The following is a 19,755-nucleotide window of genomic DNA, read 5'->3' on the forward strand; positions in this document are numbered from 1 at the left end:
CGAGGCCCGGCACCGTACGCCGCCGTACGCCCGCTGTACGACGAGCCGTACGAGCCGTACGAGCCGTACACGCCGTATAGCCGTCCGCGCCGTACGGGACGTACGCGCCGTCCGCACCGTACGGAAAGGGGCTCGGGACCGTGACCGGTCCCGAGCCCCTTCCGATTGCCGTGCCTAGCGGCGTACGGACAGCAGGTCCTCCAGCTGCTCCTCACGCGCCTGCGCCGCGACGAACAGCAGCTCGTCACCCGCCTCGAGAGTCTCCTCGGCGCTCGGCGTGAGCACGCGGGAGCCCCGGATGATCGTCACCAGCGAGGTGTCCTGCGGCCACGCCACATCGCCCACCGGCGTACCGGCGATCGCCGACTCCGGCGGCAGCGTCAGCTCGACGAGGTTCGCGTCACCGTGGCTGAAGCGCAGCAGCCGCACCAGGTCGCCGACGCTCACCGCCTCCTCGACCAGCGCCGACATCAGGCGCGGCGTCGAGACGGCGACGTCCACGCCCCACGCCTCGTTGAACAGCCACTCGTTCTTGGGGTTGTTGACCCGAGCAACGACCCGGGGGACCCCGTACTCGGTCTTCGCGAGCAGCGAGACGACCAGGTTCACCTTGTCGTCACCGGTGGCCGCGATGACCACGTTGCAGCGCTGGAGCGCCGCCTCGTCCAGCGAGGTGATCTCGCAGGCGTCGGCCAGAAGCCACTCCGCCTGCGGCACCCGCTCCACCGAGATGGCGGTCGGGGCCTTGTCGATCAGGAGCACCTCGTGCCCGTTCTCCAACAGCTCGCCCGCGATGGAACGGCCCACCGCACCGGCGCCCGCAATAGCGACCCGCATCAGTGACCGCCCTCCTCGGGACCCTCGGCGAAGGCCGCCTCGACCTTCTCGATCTCGTCCGTCCGCATCATCACGTGCACCAGATCGCCCTCCTGGAGCACCGTCTGCGACGTCGGCAGCACGGCCTCGCCCAGCCGGGTGAGGAACGCGACGCGGACCCCGGTCTCCTCCTGGAGCCTGCTCACCTTGTGCCCGATCCACGACGGAGAGGTGTGCACCTCCGCGAGCTGCACCCCGCCGCTCGGGTCCCGCCACAGCGGCTCAGCACCGGAGGGCAGCAGTCGCCGCAGCATCTGGTCCGCGGTCCAGCGCACCGTCGCCACCGTGGGAATGCCCAGCCGCTGGTAGACCTCGGCGCGGCGCGGGTCGTAGATACGGGCCGCGACGTTCTCGATGCCGAACATCTCCCGGGCGACCCGCGCGGCGATGATGTTGGAATTGTCACCGCTGCTGACCGCGGCGAACGCCCCGGCCTCCTCGATCCCCGCCTCGCGCAGCGTGTCCTGGTCGAAGCCCACCCCGGTGACGCGCCGCCCGCCGAAACCGGAGCCCAGGCGCCGGAACGCGGTGGGGTCCTGGTCGACCACGGCGACCGTGTGCCCCTGCTGTTCCAGGGTCTGCGCGAGGGCGGCTCCCACTCGTCCGCAGCCCATGATCACAATGTGCACGTCCGCCTACCCCGCACTCCTGGTCGTCGCCTTGCCGACCTGCGAAAACACCTTGGTCACTCTTCTCTCTCAGCCTGCGTGCGGTGTTGCCTCGGCACGAGCTTATGCCGCGACCCGGCGGTTGCCCTCATCCGTCACCGACTCCGTCATCGCTCCGTCACCGACACGGACACTGGCCGTGACCGACCCGTTCACCGACTTCGTCACCGCCACCCACCGCGTCGCACCGTCACGGTCACCCACCTCGACACCGTCACGGTCACGGTCACGGTCACCGGCTCCGCCTCCGCCGGGCGCGCGCCCGGCGCGCGGCCATGCGGCCGCGAGGGAGATTCCGTGGCGATCACGGAGGGGGGTGGGCGTGGCCCATTTCGAACGCTTACGATCCTCTCCGTGTCCAAACTGACCGACGTGCCCAAACGGATCCTGATCGGCCGGGCCCTGCGCAGCGACAGGCTGGGAGAAACGCTCCTCCCCAAGCGGATCGCGCTCCCCGTCTTCGCCTCCGACCCGCTTTCGTCCGTGGCGTACGCGCCGGGCGAGGTCCTGCTGGTCCTGTCCATCGCCGGTGCGTCGGCCTACGCGTTCAGCCCGTGGATCGCGGCCGCCGTCGTGATCCTGATGTTCACGGTCGTCGCGTCCTACCGGCAGAACGTGCACGCCTACCCCAGCGGCGGCGGCGACTACGAGGTGGCCAACACCAACCTCGGCCCGAAGGCCGGCCTCGGCGTCGCCAGCGCGCTGCTGGTCGACTACGTCCTCACCGTCGCCGTCTCCATCTCCTCCGGCGTGGAGAACCTCGGCTCAGCCATCCCCTTCATCGTCGAGCACAAGACGGCCTCGGCCGTCGTCATCATCGTGCTGCTGACCCTGATGAACCTACGGGGCGTCAAGGAGTCGGGCCGGCTCTTCGCCATCCCGACCTACGTCTTCGTCACCGGAGTCTTCGTGCTGATCGTCTGGGGCGCCTTCCGCGGGCTCGTCCTCGGCGACTCCATGCAGGCCCCGACCGCGGACCTGGAGATCAAGGCGGAGCAGCAGGGCCTGGCCGGCTTCGCCCTGTTCTTCCTGCTGCTGCGCGCCTTCTCGTCCGGCTGTGCCGCCCTCACCGGAGTCGAGGCCATCAGCAACGGCGTCCCGGCCTTCCGCAAGCCCAAGAGCCGCAACGCGGCGACCACCCTTGCCCTCATGGGCGGCTTCGCGGTCACCATGTTCTGCGGCATCATCGGTCTCGCCCTCGCCACCGACGTCAAGATGGCCGAGAACCCGGCTCACGACCTGCTGCGCGACGGCACCCCGGTCGGCGCCGACTACACGCAGGAGCCGGTGATCTCCCAGGTCGCGGCGGCCGTCTTCGGCCACGGCAGCTTCATGTTCATCCTGCTCGCCGCGGCCACCGCGCTGGTCCTGTTCCTCGCCGCCAACACGGCGTACAACGGCTTCCCGCTCCTCGGCTCGATCCTCGCCCAGGACCGCTACCTGCCGCGCCAGCTCCACACCCGCGGCGACCGGCTCGCCTTCTCCAACGGCATCGTGCTGCTCGCCGGCGCGGCCGCCGTCCTCGTCTACGTCTACGGCGCGGACTCCACCCGGCTCATCCAGCTCTACATCGTCGGTGTGTTCGTCTCCTTCACGCTCAGCCAGACCGGCATGGTGCGGCACTGGAACCGCCACCTGCGCACCGAGACCGACCCGGCGGCGCGGCGCCGCATGATGCGCTCGCGGGCCATCAACACCTTCGGCGCCTTCTTCACCGGACTCGTGCTGATCGTGGTCCTGGTGACCAAGTTCGAGCACGGCGCCTGGGTGTCGCTCGTCGGCATGGCCTTCTTCTTCGTCCTCATGACGGCGATCCGGAAGCACTACGACCGGGTGTCCGACGAGCTGGCCGCGCCCGAGGGGCCCAGCGACGACAGCCTCCGCCCCTCCCGCGTGCACTCCATCGTCCTCGTATCGAAGATCCACCGGCCGACGCTGCGTGCCGTCGCGTACGCCAAGCTGATGCGCTCCGACACACTGGAGGCCCTCAGTATCAACGTCGACCCGGCCGAGACCAAGGCGCTCCAGGCCGAATGGGAGCGGCGCGGCATCAACGTACCGCTCAAGATCCTCGACTCCCCGTACCGCGAGATCACGCGCCCCGCCGTCGAGTACGTCAAGAACCTGCGCCGCGAGAGCCCGCGCGATGTGATCAGTGTGATCATCCCCGAGTACGTGGTCGGCCGCTGGTACGAGCACCTGCTGCACAACCAGAGCGCCCTGCGCCTCAAGGGACGGCTCCTGTTCACGCCGGGCGTCATGGTGACCTCCGTGCCGTACCAGCTCCAGTCCTCCGAGCTCGCCAAGGAGCGGGCCAAGAAGCGCCAGGACTGGAACGCGCCGGGCGCGGTACGCCGGGGCCCGGTCGAGAAGAGCGGCAGGGAGACGCCGACCAAGCGCTGAGGATCGGTGGGGCTCGGCGGCACGTAGACTGGAGGGCTGTTGTCCCGCCGCACCGTCGGCCCCTCAGACCTCTGGAGTCACCCCGCCATGCAGAACGCACCCGAGTCCTCGCTGGTCGGCGAGGAATACGAGGTCGAGGTCGGGCCCGTCGCGCATGGCGGCCACTGCATCGCCCGCACCGACGAGGGGCGCGTCCTGTTCGTCCGGCACGCGCTCCCCGGCGAGAAGATCGTCGCCCGCGTCACGGAGGGCGAGGAGAGCTCCCGCTTCCTGCGCGCGGACGCCGTACGGATCCTCACGGCGTCCAAGGACCGCGTCGAGGCGCCCTGCCCGTACGCCGGACCCGGCCGCTGCGGCGGCTGCGACTGGCAGCACGCCAAGCCCGGTGCGCAGCGGCGCCTCAAGGGCGAGGTCGTCGCCGAGCAGCTGCGCCGCCTCGCGGGCCTCACCCCCGAGGAAGCCGGCTGGGACGGCACCGTCGTACCCGCCGACGGCGACAAGCTCCCGGCGGGCGAGGTCCCCCAGTGGCGGACCCGAGTCCAGTACGCGGTCGACGAGACCGGCCGCGCGGGGCTGCGGCGCCACCGGTCGCACGAGGTCGAGCCGATCGACCACTGCATGATCGCCGCCGAGGGCGTCTCCGAGCTGGGCGTCGAGAAGCGCGACTGGACCGGTATGGCGTCCGTCGAGGCCATCGCCGCGACCGGCTCCCAGGACCGCCAGGTCATCCTGACCCCGCGCCCGGGCGCCCGCCTCCCGATCGTCGAACTCGACAAGCCCGTCTCGGTCCTCCGGGTCGCCGAGGACGGCGGCGTCCACCGCGTGCACGGCCGCCCCTTCGTCCGCGAGCGCGCCGACGACCGCACGTACCGCGTCGGCAACGGCGGCTTCTGGCAGGTCCACCCGAAGGCCGCCGACACCCTGGTGCGCGCCGTCATGCAGGGCCTGCTGCCCCGCAAGGGCGACATGGCACTCGACCTGTACTGCGGCGCCGGCCTCTTCGCGGGCGCCCTCGCCGACCGCGTCGGCGACAAGGGCGCGGTGCTCGGTATCGAGTCCGGCAAGCGCGCCGTCGAGGACGCCCGCCACAACCTCCAGCAGTACGACCGGGTCCGCATCGAACAGGGCAAGGTCGAGCAGGTCCTGCCGCGCACCCGGATCTCGGAGGTCGACCTGATCGTCCTCGACCCGCCCCGCGCGGGCGCCGGCAAGCAGACGGTCCACCACCTCGCCGCCCTCGGCGCCCGCCGCATCGCCTACGTCGCCTGCGACCCGGCCGCCCTCGCCCGCGACCTCGCCTACTTCGGCGAGGCCGGCTACAAGCCCCGCACGCTCCGCGCGTTCGACCTGTTCCCGATGACCCACCACGTCGAGTGCGTGGCGATTCTTGAGCCTGCCACGAAGGGCCTCTGACCTGCTGGTTCTTCTTGTTCCCAAGTTCTGGGCGGGTGGGGCCGACCTGTTTCCCAGGGTGCACGACGTGGACCTTTTCACGGTACCTGGGGTGCGGCTGACCTGCAGCTTTGTGGAATTGTGTGGGGATGACGGATGCGTTGCCGCGACTCGGAGGGCGCGGTCGTTAACGGTCGTGACGCCCGTTTGACGCTGATGTTGACGGCGCTTCAGGTGTGAGATGGACGGTCGATTGATCGACGGCCGGGCCGAGGGCGACGATGCTGCGTGCGCCGAAGCTCTCGGTGATCCAGCGGCTCTCCCCTCCTGTGGATCTTTCACGCGTATGGACCATTCGCGAAAGCAGCCACCGCGTCCACAACCCGATCACCGCTGACAGGCTCGCCGCACTGGGCCAGTCGCTCCATCTGGCACCTGGCACGCGGGCGCTCGACCTCGCCAGCGGAACGGGCGAAATGTTGTGCACCTGGGCGCGTGACCACCGCGTCACGGGAACGGGGGTGGACATCAGCACAGTGTTCACCGAGAAGGCCCGCGCCCGTGCCGCTGAACTCGGAGTCGCCGACTATCTCGACTTCGTTCACGGCGATGCCTCAGGCTACGTCGTCTCGCCTCGTGTGTCGGCGCCACCTGGGTCGGGGGCGGCGTGGCCGGCACCGTCAGCGTCATCTGAGGATCGGCCCAGTGCTTGGTGCCACCCGCCTGGAGGCGGGCGTAGGCCCGGTCGAACAGGTCGTCATCGACCAAGAACGCGTAGTGGTGCATCTGGATCTGGTCGACGCCGGGCAGCTCGGCGAATTGCAGCAGTACGCCTTGGCCGAGCTGAATGTTGGTGAACGGGCCCCACGACGGCGCCTCGGAGAGTTCGAACAGCTCGCGGAAGAACCGGGCCGACTCATCGCGGTTCCTGGCGGGGATGATCGTGTGGTTGAACGTCACGGGCAAGGTTGTCTCCTGGGCTACGGCAGCGGTTTTTGGGTGATGCGGGCGAGGGCACCGGTTTCGAGCGCCGTCCACAGGGCACCGTCAGGGCCGAGGGTGATGCCGTGCGGTTCCGAGCCGGATGTGGGCAGGTCGTGCACCTCGATCACTCCATCGGCGGTGATGGAGCCGACGCGGTTGCCACCCCACTCCGTGAACCACAGGGCGCCGTTGGCGCCCGGAGTGATGGCGTGCGGTCGGCCGGCGCGGTCGGGCAGCGGGAATTCTCTGATCTCGCCCTCGGTGGTGATGCGGCCGATGTGGCCGGCGGCGATCGCGACGTACCAGACGGCGTCGTCGGGGCCGAGTGTGATGCCGACCGGTGCGGCGGCCGCGGTGGGCAGCGGGTGGACGGTGACCGTGCCGTGGGTGTCGATCCGGCCGATCGCGTTGGCCTGGTTCATGGTGAACCACATCGCGCCGTCCGGGCCTGCGGTGATCGCGGACGGGAACGCGCCGGTGGCCGGGAGCGGGAACTCGGTGACCTCACCGTTGATGGTGATGCGACCAATGCGGTCGGCGGCGGTCTCGGTGAACCATAGCGCCCCGTCGGGTGCGGCCGTGATGCCGAACGGCCCGCTTTCCGCGGTGGGCAACGGGAACTCCGCGACGGCGCCGTCGACGGTGATCCGGCCGATGCGGTGTGCTCGATACTCGGTGAACCACAAGGCGTCGTCCGGCCCCGTGGTGATGATCGTCGGCCCGCAGCCCGGGTCGAGCTGGTAGCTCGCCGGTTCGCAGCCGGGCACGAGCCGGCCGATCTGGCCGCTGTGGACCATCGTGTACCACAGCGCGCCGTCCGGGCCGGTGGTGATCGCATACGGTCCGCTGCCGGCCACGGGGTGTTCCTCGATCGACACCTCTGTCATGCGGCCTCCATTCCGTGGTCGGTGGCGATACGGGCGACGTCCGCCGGGGTGCCGGCCATGATGGTGTGGGCGTGTTCGGTGACCAGTTCGACCGGCCAGTCCCACCAGGCGGCGTGCAGGAGCCGGTCGATGTCGGCGCCGTCGAACCGTTGCCGGATCGGGCGGGCCGGGTTGCCGCCGACGATCATGTACGGCAGAACGTCCGCAGTGACGACCGCGTCGGCGGCGATGATGGCGCCGTCGCCGATGCGTACGCCGGGCATGACGGTGGTCCGGTGGCCGAACCAGACGTCGTTGCCGACCACTGTGTCGCCCCGGCTCGGCATGCCGGTGACGATGTCGAGAGTCCGCTCGGCCCACTCACCGCCGAACATGGTGAACGGGAAAGCGGATACGCCCATCGTCGGGTGCTCGGCTCCGGCCATCAGGAACCGGGTGCCCGCGGCGATGGCGCAGTACTTGCCGATGATCAGCTGTTCCGGTCCGTAGGCATAGAGCACGTTGTGGTGCTCGAAATCGGTGGCACCGTCCGGGTCGTCGTAGTAGGTGTACTCTCCCACGACGATCTTCGGTGAGCTGACCAGCGGTTTGAGGAACACCACCCGGTCATGTGCCGACAGCGGGTGAAGGGCCATCGGGTCAGGTGTCAACTTCCAGCTCCTGGTGAAGGGGTGTGTGCGGGGACGGGGTCGAGGAAGCCGTGAACATGGCGCAGGCGGGTATGCCCGGTGACCATGACGACAAGCCCGGTGATCAGCGGAGGACTGCCTACCGGCCCGGGTTCCCAGGCCGGGCGCGCCACACCGTGTTGGCCGTCGACGTTCCCGGCCGGCCGGTACACCGGGCCGGGGCACTGCCGATGGGCCGTGGCCACCAGGGCCTCGATGGCGTCGCGGTCCTCGGCCGACACGAGCGGCTCGAGGTGGCCGGCGTCGTCGGTCCAGAGTTCATCGACGAGCGCCTGGCGCCTGGCCGGGTCGCGCTCGTTCCAACTCGCCGGGTACCACCTGGCCGGCTCATCGATGCCGGACATGGTCGATCTCCCTCCGCCCGTGCTCTGCTCATCAAGCTACGGCCGGGGACGGAGTGCGGAATCTGTCACGCCCCGGCAATCCTGCCGGGGTTTCCCGGACGGCTTTAAGTACCCTCGGCACGTGTTGCACGGACGGAGTGACGAGATATCAGTCATTGACCGGTTGCTGGCGGACTGCCGGACCGGTCGCAGCGGTTGCCTGCTCATCACCGGGGAGCCGGGCGTAGGCAAGACCGCGCTGCTGGGGTACGCGGCGTCCGCGGCCGGCCGGCTGCGGGTCGTGCGCAGCACCGCGATCGAGTCCGAGGCACATCTGCCGTTCGCCGGCTTGCACCTGCTGCTGCGACCCGCTCTCGACCGGACCGACGCCCTCCCCGCACCGCAGGCGCGTGCCTTGCGCGGGGCCTTCGGCCTCGCCCCGGCCGAACCGGGCGACCGCATGCTCGTCGGCCTCGCCGTCCTCTCCCTCCTCGCCGAATTCGCCGTCGGTGGGTCCGTCCTGTGCCTCGTCGACGACGCGCAGTGGCTGGACCGGGCGTCGGCAGAGGCCCTGCTGTTCGCCGCGCGGCGGCTCGACGCCGAGGGCATCGCGTTGATCATCGCCGCCCGGACCGGCTTCGACGCCCCCGGACTCGCCCACATGCCCCTGACCGGGCTCGACGCGCCCGCCGCCGCCGGACTACTGGCCGAGCACGCCGCCACGCTGTCCCCCGCCAACCGGTACCGGGTACTGGCCGAAGCACAAGGCAACCCACTCGCCCTCCTCGAACTACCGGTCGCTCTCGCCGCCGAGCGGCAGGTCGCCGCTGGTCAGGCCCTGCCCATGACCGACGCGGTCCAGGCGGCATTTCTCGACCGGGTGCGTCGGCTACCGGAGCCGAGCCAACACCTGCTGCTCGTCGCGGCCGCCGAGGACACCGGCGACCGGGATGTCGTCCTGCGCGCGGCCGCTCCTCTCGGCTGCCGCCCCGCGGATCTGGTGCCCGCGGAAACGGCGGGACTGCTCCAGGTGGACAACCACACCGTGCGCTTCCGCCACCCCCTCGTGCGGTCAGCCGTCTACCAGGCGGCGCCGGTCAGCCTCCGCCTCGTGGTGCACACAGCACTCGCCGAAGCCCTCCACAAGCCGGAAGACGCCGACCGGCGCGCCTGGCACCACGCCGTGGTGGCCACCGGCCCCGACGAGCAGGTGGCCGCGCAACTGGAGAGCACCGCCCAACGGGGCCGCGAGCGAAGCGGATACGCCGCCGCCGCGGCGGCCTACGAACGGGCCGCACAGCTGACAGAGCCCGGCACGGACCGGGCCCGGCGCATCGTGCTGGCCGCAGAAGCGATCGCAGAGGTAGGTGACATCGAACGCATGGTGGAGCTCGCCCGTCACGGCGCCGCGAGCACCGACGACCCGGACTTGACCGTCCGCGCCATCCGGGTTCGCGCCGCCGCGGCGTTCCACCACGGCCTGCTCCGCACGGCCCGCCGGTTGCTGACCGAGGCAGCCGAACTCACCCAGGCCGGTGACCCGGCACTGGCCGCCCACATGATGCTCGACGCGGTGCACGCCGCCTGGTATCTCGGGGAGCACGAGATCGCGGACTCCGCGGACCGGCTGGATGCCTTGCCGTTGCCGCCCGACGACCCGCTCACCCACGTCGCCCGCCTGCTGACTTGGGCGGTGCGGTCCGCGAGCGGACAGGGGGACCGGGATCCCGAGACCCTCAGACGACGGATCGAAGCCGCCGAACGGACCGGATTCGGCGGCCCGCACGACACGATCCTGGTCGGAGCCACCAGCCTTCAGACCGCCGGCCAGGACACCGAAGCACACCGGGTGACCGGCGAGCTCCTCGCCCAGTGCCGAGACCGTGGATGGATCGGCCGAACGCCACCGATATTGGCGTGTGCAGCCCGAGCGTCGATGTTCCTCGGCCGTCACACCGACGCCTGGGAGGAGGCGACCGAAGCACTGCACATCGCACAGGAGCTGGGACACCGGCAGTGGACCGCTGAAATCAAGGGCGTGCTGGCCTACCTGTCCGCGGTGGCGGGCGACGAGCGACGCTGCCACGCCTTCGCCGATGACGCGCTGGCCCCGCCAGAGCCTGGCGCGGCCCCACCCGGCATGGCCTGGGCACACTGGGCACTGGCCCTGCTCGACCTCGGTCACGCCCGATGGGATTCCGCCCGCACCCGCCTGACAGCCCTTCACGCCAGCCCCGTGAGACATCAGCTTCCCGGCCTGCGCAGCATTCCCGACCTGGTCGAGGCAGCGGTGCGGCTCGGTCGGCCGGCCGACGCCCATGAGCCGCTCGCACGGCTCACGGACTGGGCACACGAAGCCACGCAGCCGTGGATCGACGCGCACGTCCAACGCTGCCGCGCACTGCTCGCGCCGGAAGCGGACGCTGCGGAGCTGTACCAGGCCGCATTGCGGCTGCACCCCGACGACCGGCAGTTCGAACGCGCGCGAACCGCTCTGCTCTACGGAGAATGGCTGCGCCGCATGCGTCGCAAGTCCGAGGCCAGGATCCATCTCCGCGACGCGATAGAGACCTTTCGGAGACTCGGCGCCACGCCTTGGACGGAGCGAGCCCGCGCCGAGCTCGACGCGACCGGGGAAGCCGTACCGAAGCCCGAGGCCGCGGGCGGAGCACTGGCCAGGCTCACCTCGCAAGAACGGAAGATCATCCGGCTGGCCGCACGCGGCCTGTCCAATCGGGACATCGCCGCACAGCTGTTCCTCAGCCCACGCACCATCGGGTATCACCTCTACAAAGCGTTCCCCAAGCTGGGCGTCACCGCACGGACCGAACTCGCCGCTCTCGAACTCACAGATGCCGCACCATGACCCTGCTTCGTTACCCGGGCACGCCTTGGCCCCGCCGGGCACGGCATTGGTGTACTGCCTGCCATCGGTCCGCAGTACGACGTCACAGCGCAGCGGCTGTGACGCTCATTTGACGCTTCGGGCATCCGACAGCCCGCTGACTGGACTGAAAAGCCGGGCCTGACCTGCACGTCCTCCCATCTCGGGGCATCGTGACATGCTTCCGATGACCCACCACGTGGAGTGCGTGGCGATCCTTGAGCCTGCCGAGAAGGGGCGCTGACATGCGGCTTTGTCGATTGTGCGTTACGTGCGTGACGTGCGATATCTGACGCATATCTGACGCACGTGACGCACGCCTGACGCACGCTCGATGGGTGAGCTGACGCACCATCAACAGCAAAAGGCCGCCTCTCTGACCGGTGAGACATTCCGGTTGGAGAGGCGGCCTTCTGTTGTCCACGCACCCATTGCGTGCCCTGTCCCAGGGTGCCAACCGCCCCTCGGCGATCGACCGCTCTCGGGGCAAGCCACGGCGCCTCTCAAGGGCTGGCGCCTGCTTCGGAAGCTGCGCGGCAGCGCCAATCCATCACCATGACCTTGAAGGCCGTCCTCGCTCTGTACATCGCAGCCGGGCCAGGGTGAAAACCCCTCAGTGCGAGGGAGTGTGCACTGTGGGGTCAGGGGCTGTGCACGAGTGGACCAGCATGGGGGGCGTGGCGGTCATAGCTTCGTGGAGTTCCGTTCGTCGCACCATCGCGGTCGACGGGTTCCCCCAGCTTCGAGAGGACCCCACATGTTCGACATCACCCAGGTGCAGGCCGCCCCGAGCGCGGATCTGCTCACGCCCGACAACTCGGTCATGCTCTTCGTGGACCACCAGCCGCAGATGTTCTTCGGCACCGGGAGCGGTGATCGCGCCGCGATCATCAACAGCACCGTGGGTCTCGCCAAGGCGGCCCAGGCGTTCGACGTCCCGGCCGTCCTCACCACGGTGGCCGCCGAGTCGTTCTCCGGTCCGCTGCTGCCGCAGCTCGCCGAGGTGTTCCCCAAGCAGGAGGTCATCGACCGTACGACGATGAACGCCTGGGAGGACGAGGCACTCGTGGCGGCGGTCAGGGCGACCGGCCGCAAGAAGATCATCCTCTCCGGCCTGTGGACCGAGGTCTGCCTCGTGCTGCCCGCGCTCTCCGCCCTGGAGCAGGGATACGAGGTGTACGTCGTCACCGACGCCTCCGGCGGCGTCAGCCCGGCCGCCCACGAGCACGCGATCCAGCGGATGATCGCCGCCGGTGCCGTCCCGGTGACCTGGGTGCAGGTGCTTCTGGAGCTCCAGCGCGACTGGGCGCGCCAGGAGACGTACCCCGCGGTCATGGAGATCGTCAAGGCCCACGCGGGCGCCTACGGCCTGGGTGTCGTGTACGCGCAGAGCGTCATCGGCGCGCACGCGGCAGGCTGATCTTCGTGGACACCGGCATTCTGATCCTGCGACTGCTGGTGGGCCTGCTCGTCACCGGCCACGGGGTGCAGAAGGTCAGCCGGCACCTGGGTGGCAGAGGACTGGAAGGGGGCGCGGAGGAGTTCCGCGCCGATGGATTCCGTGGCGGAGTCCTCACCGCGGTCGCGGCGGGCGGCGGTCAGATCGGGTCGGGTCTGCTGCTCGCTGCCGGCCTCCTTACCCCGCTCGCGGCGACCGGCGCCATCGGGGTCATGACGGTCGCGCTCACCGTGAAATGGCGCCACGGGCTCTGGGTGCAGAACGACGGGTACGAGTACCCGCTCGTTCTCATCGGATCTGCCGCCGCCCTCGCCGCCACCGGGCCAGGTGCCTGGTCCCTCGACGCGGCTCTCGGCCTCGCGTCGTACCCGCTGTGGTGGGCGGCCGTCGCGCTCGTGGCCGGTCTCGGCAGCGGGCTGCTCACCCGGCTCGTTCTGCACCGGCCGGCTGCCTCGGTGATCAGCGAGCGTTGAGCACGAGCCGCGCAGACCGGGTCCGGCCGCCCGTGCACCCCCGACCGGGCGGCTGGGCCCTCTCACTCTCATTCCCCGACAGGAGTATTCGATGGACGCCCTCACAACCTCGCACGGTGGCGGCCAGCCGCTGCTGCACCAGAAGGGTGCCGAGACCCAGACGTTCGGATCGCTCAAGCAGCTGCCGATCGGCCTCGGCCACGACACCCGCATGTACGCGTGCCAGCGGCTGAACCGCGTGCTCGCCGACACGCAGATCCTGTACTCCCTCTACAAGAAGCACCACTGGCTCATGCGCGGGGCGACCTTCTACTCGCTCCACCTGATGCTGGACAAGCACGCGGAGGCCCAGCTGGCCATCGTGGACGCGCTGGCCGAGCGGGTCCAGAGCCTGGGCGGCGTCGCTGTCGGGGACCCGCGCCACGTCGCGGAGATGACCGCGATTCCTCGGCCGCCGGACGGTGTGGAGCCGGTGCCTGTCATGCTGTCGCGGCTCCTCGACGCGCACGAGCGGATCCTCATCGACGTCCGGGACGCCGCCGCCCGCATCTCGGCGGAGGGCGATGAGGGCAGCGCCGACCTGCTCATCTCCCAGGTCATCCGCACCGGTGAGGCTCAGGTGTGGTTCCTGGCCGAGCACCTCGTGGACACCCCTCTGGTGCGCGGCTGATGGACACGTACGACGTCGTCGTGGTTGGCGGTGGTCCAGGCGGCGAGGTCGCGGCCGACCGGATCGTGCGGTCCGGGCTGACTGCCGTCGTCGTCGAGGCGGAGGCGGTCGGTGGCGAGTGCTCCTACCGTGCCTGCGTGCCGAGCAAGGCCATGCTGCGCCCCGGCGCAGCCCGAGCGGAGGCCCGGTCGGTCGACGGAGCCCGGCAGGCCGTCACGGCGGCACTCGACCCGGCACGCGTCCTGGCCCGGCGGGACCGTTTCACCGGGCGCGGTGACGACACCGGCCAGGCCGACTGGCTCGCCGGTGCGGGCATCACCCTCGTACGGGGACACGGACGGCTCGCCGGTGAGCGGCAGGTGGAGGTGACCGGGGCCGACGGCGCGGTCCGCACCCTGCGGGCCCGGCAGGCGGTCGTGGTCTGCACCGGCACGCAGCCCGCCCTTCCGCCGGTCGAAGGGCTCGACCGGATCGGCGTGTGGACCAGCCGACAGGCCACCACGGCCGATGCGGTGCCCGAGCGGCTCGTCGTCATCGGCGGGGGAGTGGTGGCCTGCGAGATGGCCACGGCGTGGAGCTCGCTCGGTTCCTCCGTCACTCTGCTGGTCCGGGACCAGGCCCTGCTGACCGGCTGGGAGCCGTGTGCCGGAGAGGAGGTCACCCGGGGACTGAGCGATCTGGGGGTCACGGTCCGCTTCGGCGTGTCGGCCATCCGGGTCACCCGTGACGCCGCCACCCGCACGGTCACAGTGGACACGGACGACGGCACCGCCCTCCACTGCGACGAGGTCCTCGCCGCCGTCGGCCGGCGCCCCCGCACCGCGGACCTCGGGCTGGAGTCCGTCGGACTGACGGCGGGCGACTGGCTCTCGGTGGACGACACCTGCCGTGTCACGGCAGCCGAGGGCGACTGGCTCTACGCCGTCGGCGATGTGAACCACCGCGCGCCACTGACCCACATGGCCAAATACCAGGCCCGTGCCTGCGCAGCGGCGATCGCGGAGCGGGCTGCGGGCAGACCGCCCGCCGACGGTCCCCACAAGCCCTGGAGCGTAGCCGCGGGCAGTACCGCCGTGCCCCAGGCCGTCTTCACCCATCCTGAGATCGCGTGCGTCGGCTTGACCGAACGCGCGGCACGCGAGGCCGGGCTCTCGGTCCGCGTCGTCGAGTACCGCACCGACGAGGTGGCCGGCGCCGCGCTTCACGCGGACGGCTATCGGGGTCTCGCCACCCTCGTCGTCGACGAGTCCCGCCGGGTCGTCGTCGGCTGCACCCTCACCGGCCCCCTGTCCACCGAACTCATCCACACGGCAACCGTCGTCATCGTGGGAGGGGTGCCGCTCGAACAGCTGTGGCACGCGGTCCCCGCCTTTCCCACGGTCAGCGAGGTCTGGCTGCGCCTCCTGGAAGCGTACGGCCTCTAGGACCGGCCCTGCCCCTCCCTCCCCGCCACGCACAAGGAGTACGGCCATGCCCTTCGTCAACGTTGCCGACCGTGAGTCCGCTCCCGTCGAGCTCTATTACGAGGACCACGGCACCGGGCAGCCGGTCGTCCTGATCCATGGCTGGCCGTTAAACGGAGCCTCGTGGGAGAGGCAGAGCGCCGCGATCCTCGCTGCGGGATACCGGGTCGTCACCTACGACCGTCGCGGCTTCGGGCGTTCCGACCAGCCGGCGTACGGCTACGACTACGACACCTTCGCCGCCGACCTCCACGCCGTGCTCACTGTCCTCAATCTGCGTGACGTCGTGCTCGTCGGCTTCTCCATGGGCAGCGGCGAGGTCACGCGCTACCTCGGTGCCTACGGCTCCGAGCGCGTCCTCAAGGCCGTCATGATCGGCGCCGTCCCGCCCTTCCTGCTCAAGACCGACGACAATCCCGGCGGTCTCGACGGCAGCGTCTTCAAGGGCATCCAGGAGGCCATCGTCGCCGACCGCCACGCCTTCATGGACGGCTTCCTCGCCGACTTCTACAACGTCGACGACCTGGGCGGCGAGCGCATCAGCGAGCAGGCCGTGCGGGCGAGTTGGAACGTCGCCGTCGGCGCCTCCGCCAAGGGCACCCTCGACTGCGTGCAGGCATGGCTCACCGACTTCCGGGCCGACCTGCCGCGCATCGACGTGCCCACACTGATCATTCACGGCGACGCCGACCGCACTCTGCCCGTCGAAACAACCGCCGTGCCGCTGGCCGGCCGCATCGCGGGTGCCGAGCTGCGGATCGTCCCGGGAGCCCCGCACGGCCTGCTGTGGACCCACGCCGCCGAGGTCAACTCCGCGCTGCTCGCCTTCCTCGGCTGAGCACCCTCACCCGTCAAGGAACTCTCATGTCTGTCCCGAAAACCCTCACTGCCGTCGCCCTCGCGGCGACCATCGCCTCCCTCACCGCCGCCACGGCCCCCGCGAGCAGTGCCGACGTCACCCGCGCGTATGGCGGGCCCAAGCCCACCATCGTGCTCGTCCACGGTGCCTTCGCGGACGCGTCCAGCTGGAGCGGAACCGTCAAAAGGCTTCAGCGGGCCGGTTATCCGGTCGTCGCCACGGCCAACCCCCTGCGCGGCCTCGCCGCCGACGCCTCCTCCCTGCGCGCGGTCCTTGCCGGGATCGACGGCCCCGTCGTCCTCGTCGGCCACTCCTACGGCGGCGCCGTCATCTCCACCGCGGCGACCGGCGACCCCCGGGTCAAGGCCCTCGTCTACATCGCCGCGTTCACCCCCGACAAGGGCGAGAGTGCCGCCGAGCTGGCCGCGAGATTCCCCGGGTCCACTCTCGGTGAGACGGTGAACCCGATGCCGTACCCGCTGCCTGGCGGCGGCACCGGCACCGAACTCGTCATCGACCAGGCCAAGTACCCGCGCCAGTTCGCCGCCGACGTGCCCGCGGCGGAGGCAGCCGTACTGGCCGCCACCCAGCGGCCGGTCGCCACCGCTGCGCTCGAGGAGAAGGCGGCCTCGGCCGCGTGGAAGACCATTCCGTCCTGGGCGCTGATCGCCACCGAGGACCGGAACATCCCCCCGGCAGCCGAGCGATGGATGGCCCGCCGCGCCGGCTCCCACATCACCGAAGTGGCCGCCTCGCACGCCGTCCCCGTCTCCCGGCCGGGCGTCGTCGCCGATGTCGTCCTCGAAGCCGCCCGTACCGCCCGCTGACCTTCACCCACCTCCACCTCCCGATTCCCGGTCTTCCCGAGAAGGAGTACCCGTCATGTCGCAGCCGCCCGTCCTCGAAGCCGCCGCCCAGGCTTTCGCCGACGCCACCGCCCAGCCGCCGTACCTCTACCAGCTCCCCGTCGCCGACGGCCGCAAGGCCGTGGACGGCGTCCAGAGCGGCGAGGGCGTTCCCCTGCCCGATGCCGACGAGGAGTGGATCACCGTGCACGGCGGCCCGGCCGGCGACGTCCGTGCCCGGATCGTCCGTCCGCGCGGCGCCACCGGCGCCCTTCCCGTCGTCCTCTACATCCACGGCGCCGGCTGGGTCTTCGGCAACGCCCACACCCACGACCGGCTCGTCCGCGAACTCGCCGTCGGCACCCGGGCGGCCGTCGTCTTCCCCGAGTACGACCTGTCGCCGGAGGCCCGCTACCCCGTCGCCATCGAGCAGAACTACACGGTCGCCCAGTGGGTGGCCCGCGAGGGGCGCCACAAGGACCTCGACGGCACCCGCATCGCCGTCGCGGGCGACTCGGTGGGCGGCAACATGACCGCCGCCCTCACTCTCATGGCCAAGCAGCGCGGCGACCTCCGCCTCGCCCACCAGGTCCTCTTCTACCCGGTCACCGACGCGGCCTTCGACACCGACTCGTACCACCGGTTCGGCGAGGGCTACTTCCTGCGCCGCGACGCCATGAAGTGGTTCTGGGACCAGTACACGACCGAGGAGGCCGAGCGGTCCCAGATCACCGCCTCCCCGCTGCGCGCGACGACCGAGCAGCTCACCGGCCTGCCGCCGGCGCTGGTGATCACCGCCGAGGCGGACGTGCTGCGGGACGAGGGCGAGGCGTACGCGGCGAAGCTCCGCGCTGCCGGGGTCCCCGTCACCGCGCTGCGCGTCCAGGGGGCCATCCACGACTTCGTCATGCTGAACGCCCTGCGCGAGACGCAGGGCGCGGAACTCGCCATCGGCCTCGCCGTCGACACCCTCCGCAAGGCTTTGGCATGACGGGGCCGTCGACGAGCATGCCGGTGGCGGGCCTGGTGCCCGCCCCGAGCAGGGAAGCCGCGCACGCCGACCTCCTGGTCCGCAACGCCAAAGTGTTCACCGGCGATCCGCACCGCCCCCACGCCGCTGCCGTCGCGATCCGCGACGGCCGGGTGACCGCCCTGGGCGACGACCACGAACTCGCGCCCCTCGTTGGCCCGGGCACCAAGGTCATCGACGCGCTTGGCCGACGGGTGGTCCCGGGCCTCAACGACTCGCACCTGCACGTCATCCGGGGCGGCCTGAACTACGTACTGGAACTGCGCTGGGACGGCGTGCGAAGCCTCCGTCAGGCCCTCGCCATGCTGCGCGAGCAGGCGGGGCGCACCCCGAGGGGTCAGTGGATCCGGGTGGTGGGCGGCTGGACCGCCGAGCAGTTCGCCGAGCGCAGGATGCCGACCGTCGCCGAGCTGAACGCCGCCGCCCCCGACACCCCCGTCTTCGTCCTGCACCTCTACCAGTCGGCGCTGATGAACCGGGCGGCCCTCCGCGCCGCCGGGTACACCCGCGACACCCCCGACCCGCGCGGTGGACAGATCGTCCGGGGCCGGGACGGCGAGCCGAACGGCGTGCTCCTCGCCGCCCCCGGCGCGCTGCTCCTCTACTCCACCCTCGCCAAAGCGCCCGCCCTGGACGCGGCCGACAAGCGCACGTCGACCCGGCACTTCCTGCGCGAGCTCAACCGGTTCGGACTGACCTCGGCGGTCGACGCCGCAGGCGGCTTCCAGAACTTTCCCGACGACTACGCCACCGTCGTCGACCTGGCCAGGTCGGGGGAGCTTTCGCTGCGCATCGCCTACCATCTGTTCCCGCAGACGGCCGGGCAGGAGCTCGCCGACCTCCGCCGCTGGACGGAGACGGTGAAGCCCGGGGACGGTGACGAGTGGCTGCGGCTCAACGGCGCCGGCGAAAACCTGACCTGGGCCGCCGCCGACTTCGAGAACTTCTCGGAGCCCCGGCCCGAACTCGCGGCGGGTTACGAGACGGAGTTCGAGCAGGCGGTCCGGCTTCTGACGGAGAACGGCTGGGGCTTCCGACTGCACGCCACGTACGACGAGACCATCCGCCGCGACCTGGCCGTCTTCGAGAAGCTCGCCGCAGAGGGCCTCTTCCCCGGTGACGGACGTTGGCTGTTCGACCACGCCGAGACGGTCTCGGCCGGCAGCATGGACCGGATCGCCGCCCTCGGCGGCGCCGTGTCCGTGCAGAACCGCATGTCCTTCCAGGGCAGTGCCTTCCTGGCGCGGTACGGCGCCGCGGCGGCGGGCCGCACACCGCCCGTGCGGGCCATGCTCGACCGGGGACTCGTCGTCGCCGCCGGCACCGACGCGACCCGCGTCTCCTCGTACAACCCGTGGGTCTCGCTCCACTGGCTGGTGACCGGGCGGACCGTCGGCGGCACACCCCTCCGCCCGGGCCCGGAACTGCTCGGCAGGGAGACGGCCCTCGCCCTCTACACCCGGGGTGGCGCGCGGCTCACCGGCGAGGAGGACGTCAAGGGTGTGCTGCGGGAGGGCTTCTACGGAGACCTCACGGTCCTCTCGGACGACTACTTCACCGTCCCCGACGCCGCGATCCCCGACATCGAGTCGGTCCTCACCGTCGTCGGCGGACGCATCGTGTACGCGACCGCCGAGTATGAGGGCCTCGACGAGGCCCTGCCGCCGATCGCCCCGGATTGGTCGCCAGTCGCCCGCTTCGGCGGGTACGGGGCGGGCGGCGCGCGCCAGGCCGAGCGGATGGCAGAGGCTGTGGCCGAGTCTGAGGAGCATCGCCACTGGCGCGCGGCCCGGGGCTCCGTACCCGGGGCTTCGCAGCCCTTCGTGGACCCGTGCTTCACTCACTGAATC

General features: G+C 70.8%; 17 protein-coding genes and 1 pseudogene. 12 read left to right on the forward strand and 6 right to left on the reverse strand.

From position 1 onward, the window contains the following. Positions 1–174 precede the first annotated feature (174 nt). Together ACGF5U_RS25035 and ACGF5U_RS25040 are read right to left on the reverse strand one after the other, a co-directional pair. The gene (locus ACGF5U_RS25035; protein ID WP_392713354.1) at positions 175–837 is read right to left on the reverse strand and encodes a potassium channel family protein; all 663 of its coding nucleotides are present in this window, start codon (positions 835–837) and stop codon (positions 175–177) included. Then, complete coding sequence (locus ACGF5U_RS25040) at positions 837–1,505, reverse strand: TrkA family potassium uptake protein (protein WP_064071475.1); 669 nt, start codon at positions 1,503–1,505, stop codon at positions 837–839. The genes ACGF5U_RS25035 and ACGF5U_RS25040 overlap by 1 nt, the downstream gene beginning before the upstream one ends. Before the next feature lie 393 nt (positions 1,506–1,898). Here ACGF5U_RS25040 and ACGF5U_RS25045 point away from each other — a divergent pair, with 393 nt between their 5' ends. The 3 genes and pseudogenes from ACGF5U_RS25045 to ACGF5U_RS25055 all read left to right on the forward strand — a co-directional run. Then, a complete protein-coding gene (locus tag ACGF5U_RS25045) occupies positions 1,899–3,947 on the forward strand; it encodes an APC family permease (protein WP_392713355.1) in 2,049 nt (682 codons plus the stop codon). Between the two features lie 87 nt (positions 3,948–4,034). Beyond that, positions 4,035–5,360 (forward strand): class I SAM-dependent RNA methyltransferase, encoded by a 1,326-nt coding sequence (locus tag ACGF5U_RS25050; RefSeq protein ID WP_392713357.1) that lies wholly within the window; start codon positions 4,035–4,037, stop codon positions 5,358–5,360. A gap of 455 nt (positions 5,361–5,815) precedes the next feature. Beyond that, positions 5,816–5,896: pseudogene (locus ACGF5U_RS25055) on the forward strand (SAM-dependent methyltransferase); the annotation flags it as partial. Here ACGF5U_RS25055 and ACGF5U_RS25060 read toward each other — a convergent pair. The 4 genes from ACGF5U_RS25060 to ACGF5U_RS25075 are packed head-to-tail and all read right to left on the reverse strand — an operon-like array spanning position 5,880 to position 8,243. Further along, positions 5,880–6,305, reverse strand: a complete 426-nt coding sequence (locus ACGF5U_RS25060; RefSeq protein ID WP_392713359.1) for a hypothetical protein — start codon at positions 6,303–6,305, stop codon at positions 5,880–5,882. The pseudogene ACGF5U_RS25055 and the gene ACGF5U_RS25060 overlap by 17 nt on opposite strands. 14 nt (positions 6,306–6,319) lie before the next feature. Then, on the reverse strand, positions 6,320–7,210 hold the full coding sequence (locus ACGF5U_RS25065) for a virginiamycin B lyase (protein WP_392713360.1): 891 nt from the start codon (positions 7,208–7,210) through the stop codon (positions 6,320–6,322). Further along, positions 7,207–7,845: a CatB-related O-acetyltransferase gene (locus tag ACGF5U_RS25070; RefSeq protein ID WP_392713361.1), complete on the reverse strand. Its 639-nt coding sequence runs from the start codon at positions 7,843–7,845 to the stop codon at positions 7,207–7,209. The genes ACGF5U_RS25065 and ACGF5U_RS25070 overlap by 4 nt, the downstream gene beginning before the upstream one ends. A gap of 11 nt (positions 7,846–7,856) precedes the next feature. After that, positions 7,857–8,243 (reverse strand): nuclear transport factor 2 family protein, encoded by a 387-nt coding sequence (locus tag ACGF5U_RS25075; RefSeq protein WP_392713362.1) that lies wholly within the window; start codon positions 8,241–8,243, stop codon positions 7,857–7,859. Between the two features lie 121 nt (positions 8,244–8,364). Between ACGF5U_RS25075 and ACGF5U_RS25080 the strand changes: the two genes are divergently transcribed. The 9 genes from ACGF5U_RS25080 to ACGF5U_RS25120 all read left to right on the forward strand — a co-directional run bounded on the left by ACGF5U_RS25080 (position 8,365) and on the right by ACGF5U_RS25120 (position 19,752). Next, positions 8,365–11,088: an ATP-binding protein gene (locus tag ACGF5U_RS25080; protein WP_392818909.1), complete on the forward strand. Its 2,724-nt coding sequence runs from the start codon at positions 8,365–8,367 to the stop codon at positions 11,086–11,088. A gap of 775 nt (positions 11,089–11,863) precedes the next feature. Continuing rightward, positions 11,864–12,526, forward strand: a complete 663-nt coding sequence (locus ACGF5U_RS25085) for a hydrolase (RefSeq protein WP_392713365.1) — start codon at positions 11,864–11,866, stop codon at positions 12,524–12,526. 5 nt (positions 12,527–12,531) lie between these two features. Next, on the forward strand, positions 12,532–13,038 hold the full coding sequence (locus ACGF5U_RS25090) for a DoxX family protein (RefSeq protein ID WP_392713367.1): 507 nt from the start codon (positions 12,532–12,534) through the stop codon (positions 13,036–13,038). Positions 13,039–13,129: 91 nt separating this feature from the next. Next, entirely contained in the window at positions 13,130–13,708 is a 579-nt protein-coding gene (locus tag ACGF5U_RS25095; RefSeq protein WP_392713369.1) for a Dps family protein, read from the forward strand. Then, positions 13,708–15,132: a dihydrolipoyl dehydrogenase family protein gene (locus ACGF5U_RS25100; RefSeq protein ID WP_392713371.1), complete on the forward strand. Its 1,425-nt coding sequence runs from the start codon at positions 13,708–13,710 to the stop codon at positions 15,130–15,132. Before ACGF5U_RS25095 ends, ACGF5U_RS25100 begins: the two co-directional genes overlap by 1 nt. 46 nt (positions 15,133–15,178) lie before the next feature. Further along, positions 15,179–16,009, forward strand: coding sequence for an alpha/beta fold hydrolase (locus ACGF5U_RS25105; RefSeq protein WP_392713373.1), 831 nt, complete (start codon positions 15,179–15,181; stop codon positions 16,007–16,009). Positions 16,010–16,035: 26 nt separating this feature from the next. Then, entirely contained in the window at positions 16,036–16,857 is an 822-nt protein-coding gene (locus ACGF5U_RS25110; RefSeq protein WP_392713375.1) for an alpha/beta fold hydrolase, read from the forward strand. 55 nt (positions 16,858–16,912) lie between these two features. Next, positions 16,913–17,866: an alpha/beta hydrolase gene (locus tag ACGF5U_RS25115; RefSeq protein ID WP_392713377.1), complete on the forward strand. Its 954-nt coding sequence runs from the start codon at positions 16,913–16,915 to the stop codon at positions 17,864–17,866. Continuing rightward, positions 17,863–19,752 (forward strand): amidohydrolase, encoded by a 1,890-nt coding sequence (locus ACGF5U_RS25120; protein WP_392713379.1) that lies wholly within the window; start codon positions 17,863–17,865, stop codon positions 19,750–19,752. The genes ACGF5U_RS25115 and ACGF5U_RS25120 overlap by 4 nt, the downstream gene beginning before the upstream one ends. Positions 19,753–19,755: the final 3 nt, after the last annotated feature.

This window comes from Streptomyces sp. NPDC047886 (genome assembly GCF_043204435.1).
In the GTDB taxonomy this organism is placed as follows: Bacteria; Actinomycetota; Actinomycetes; order Streptomycetales; family Streptomycetaceae; genus Streptomyces.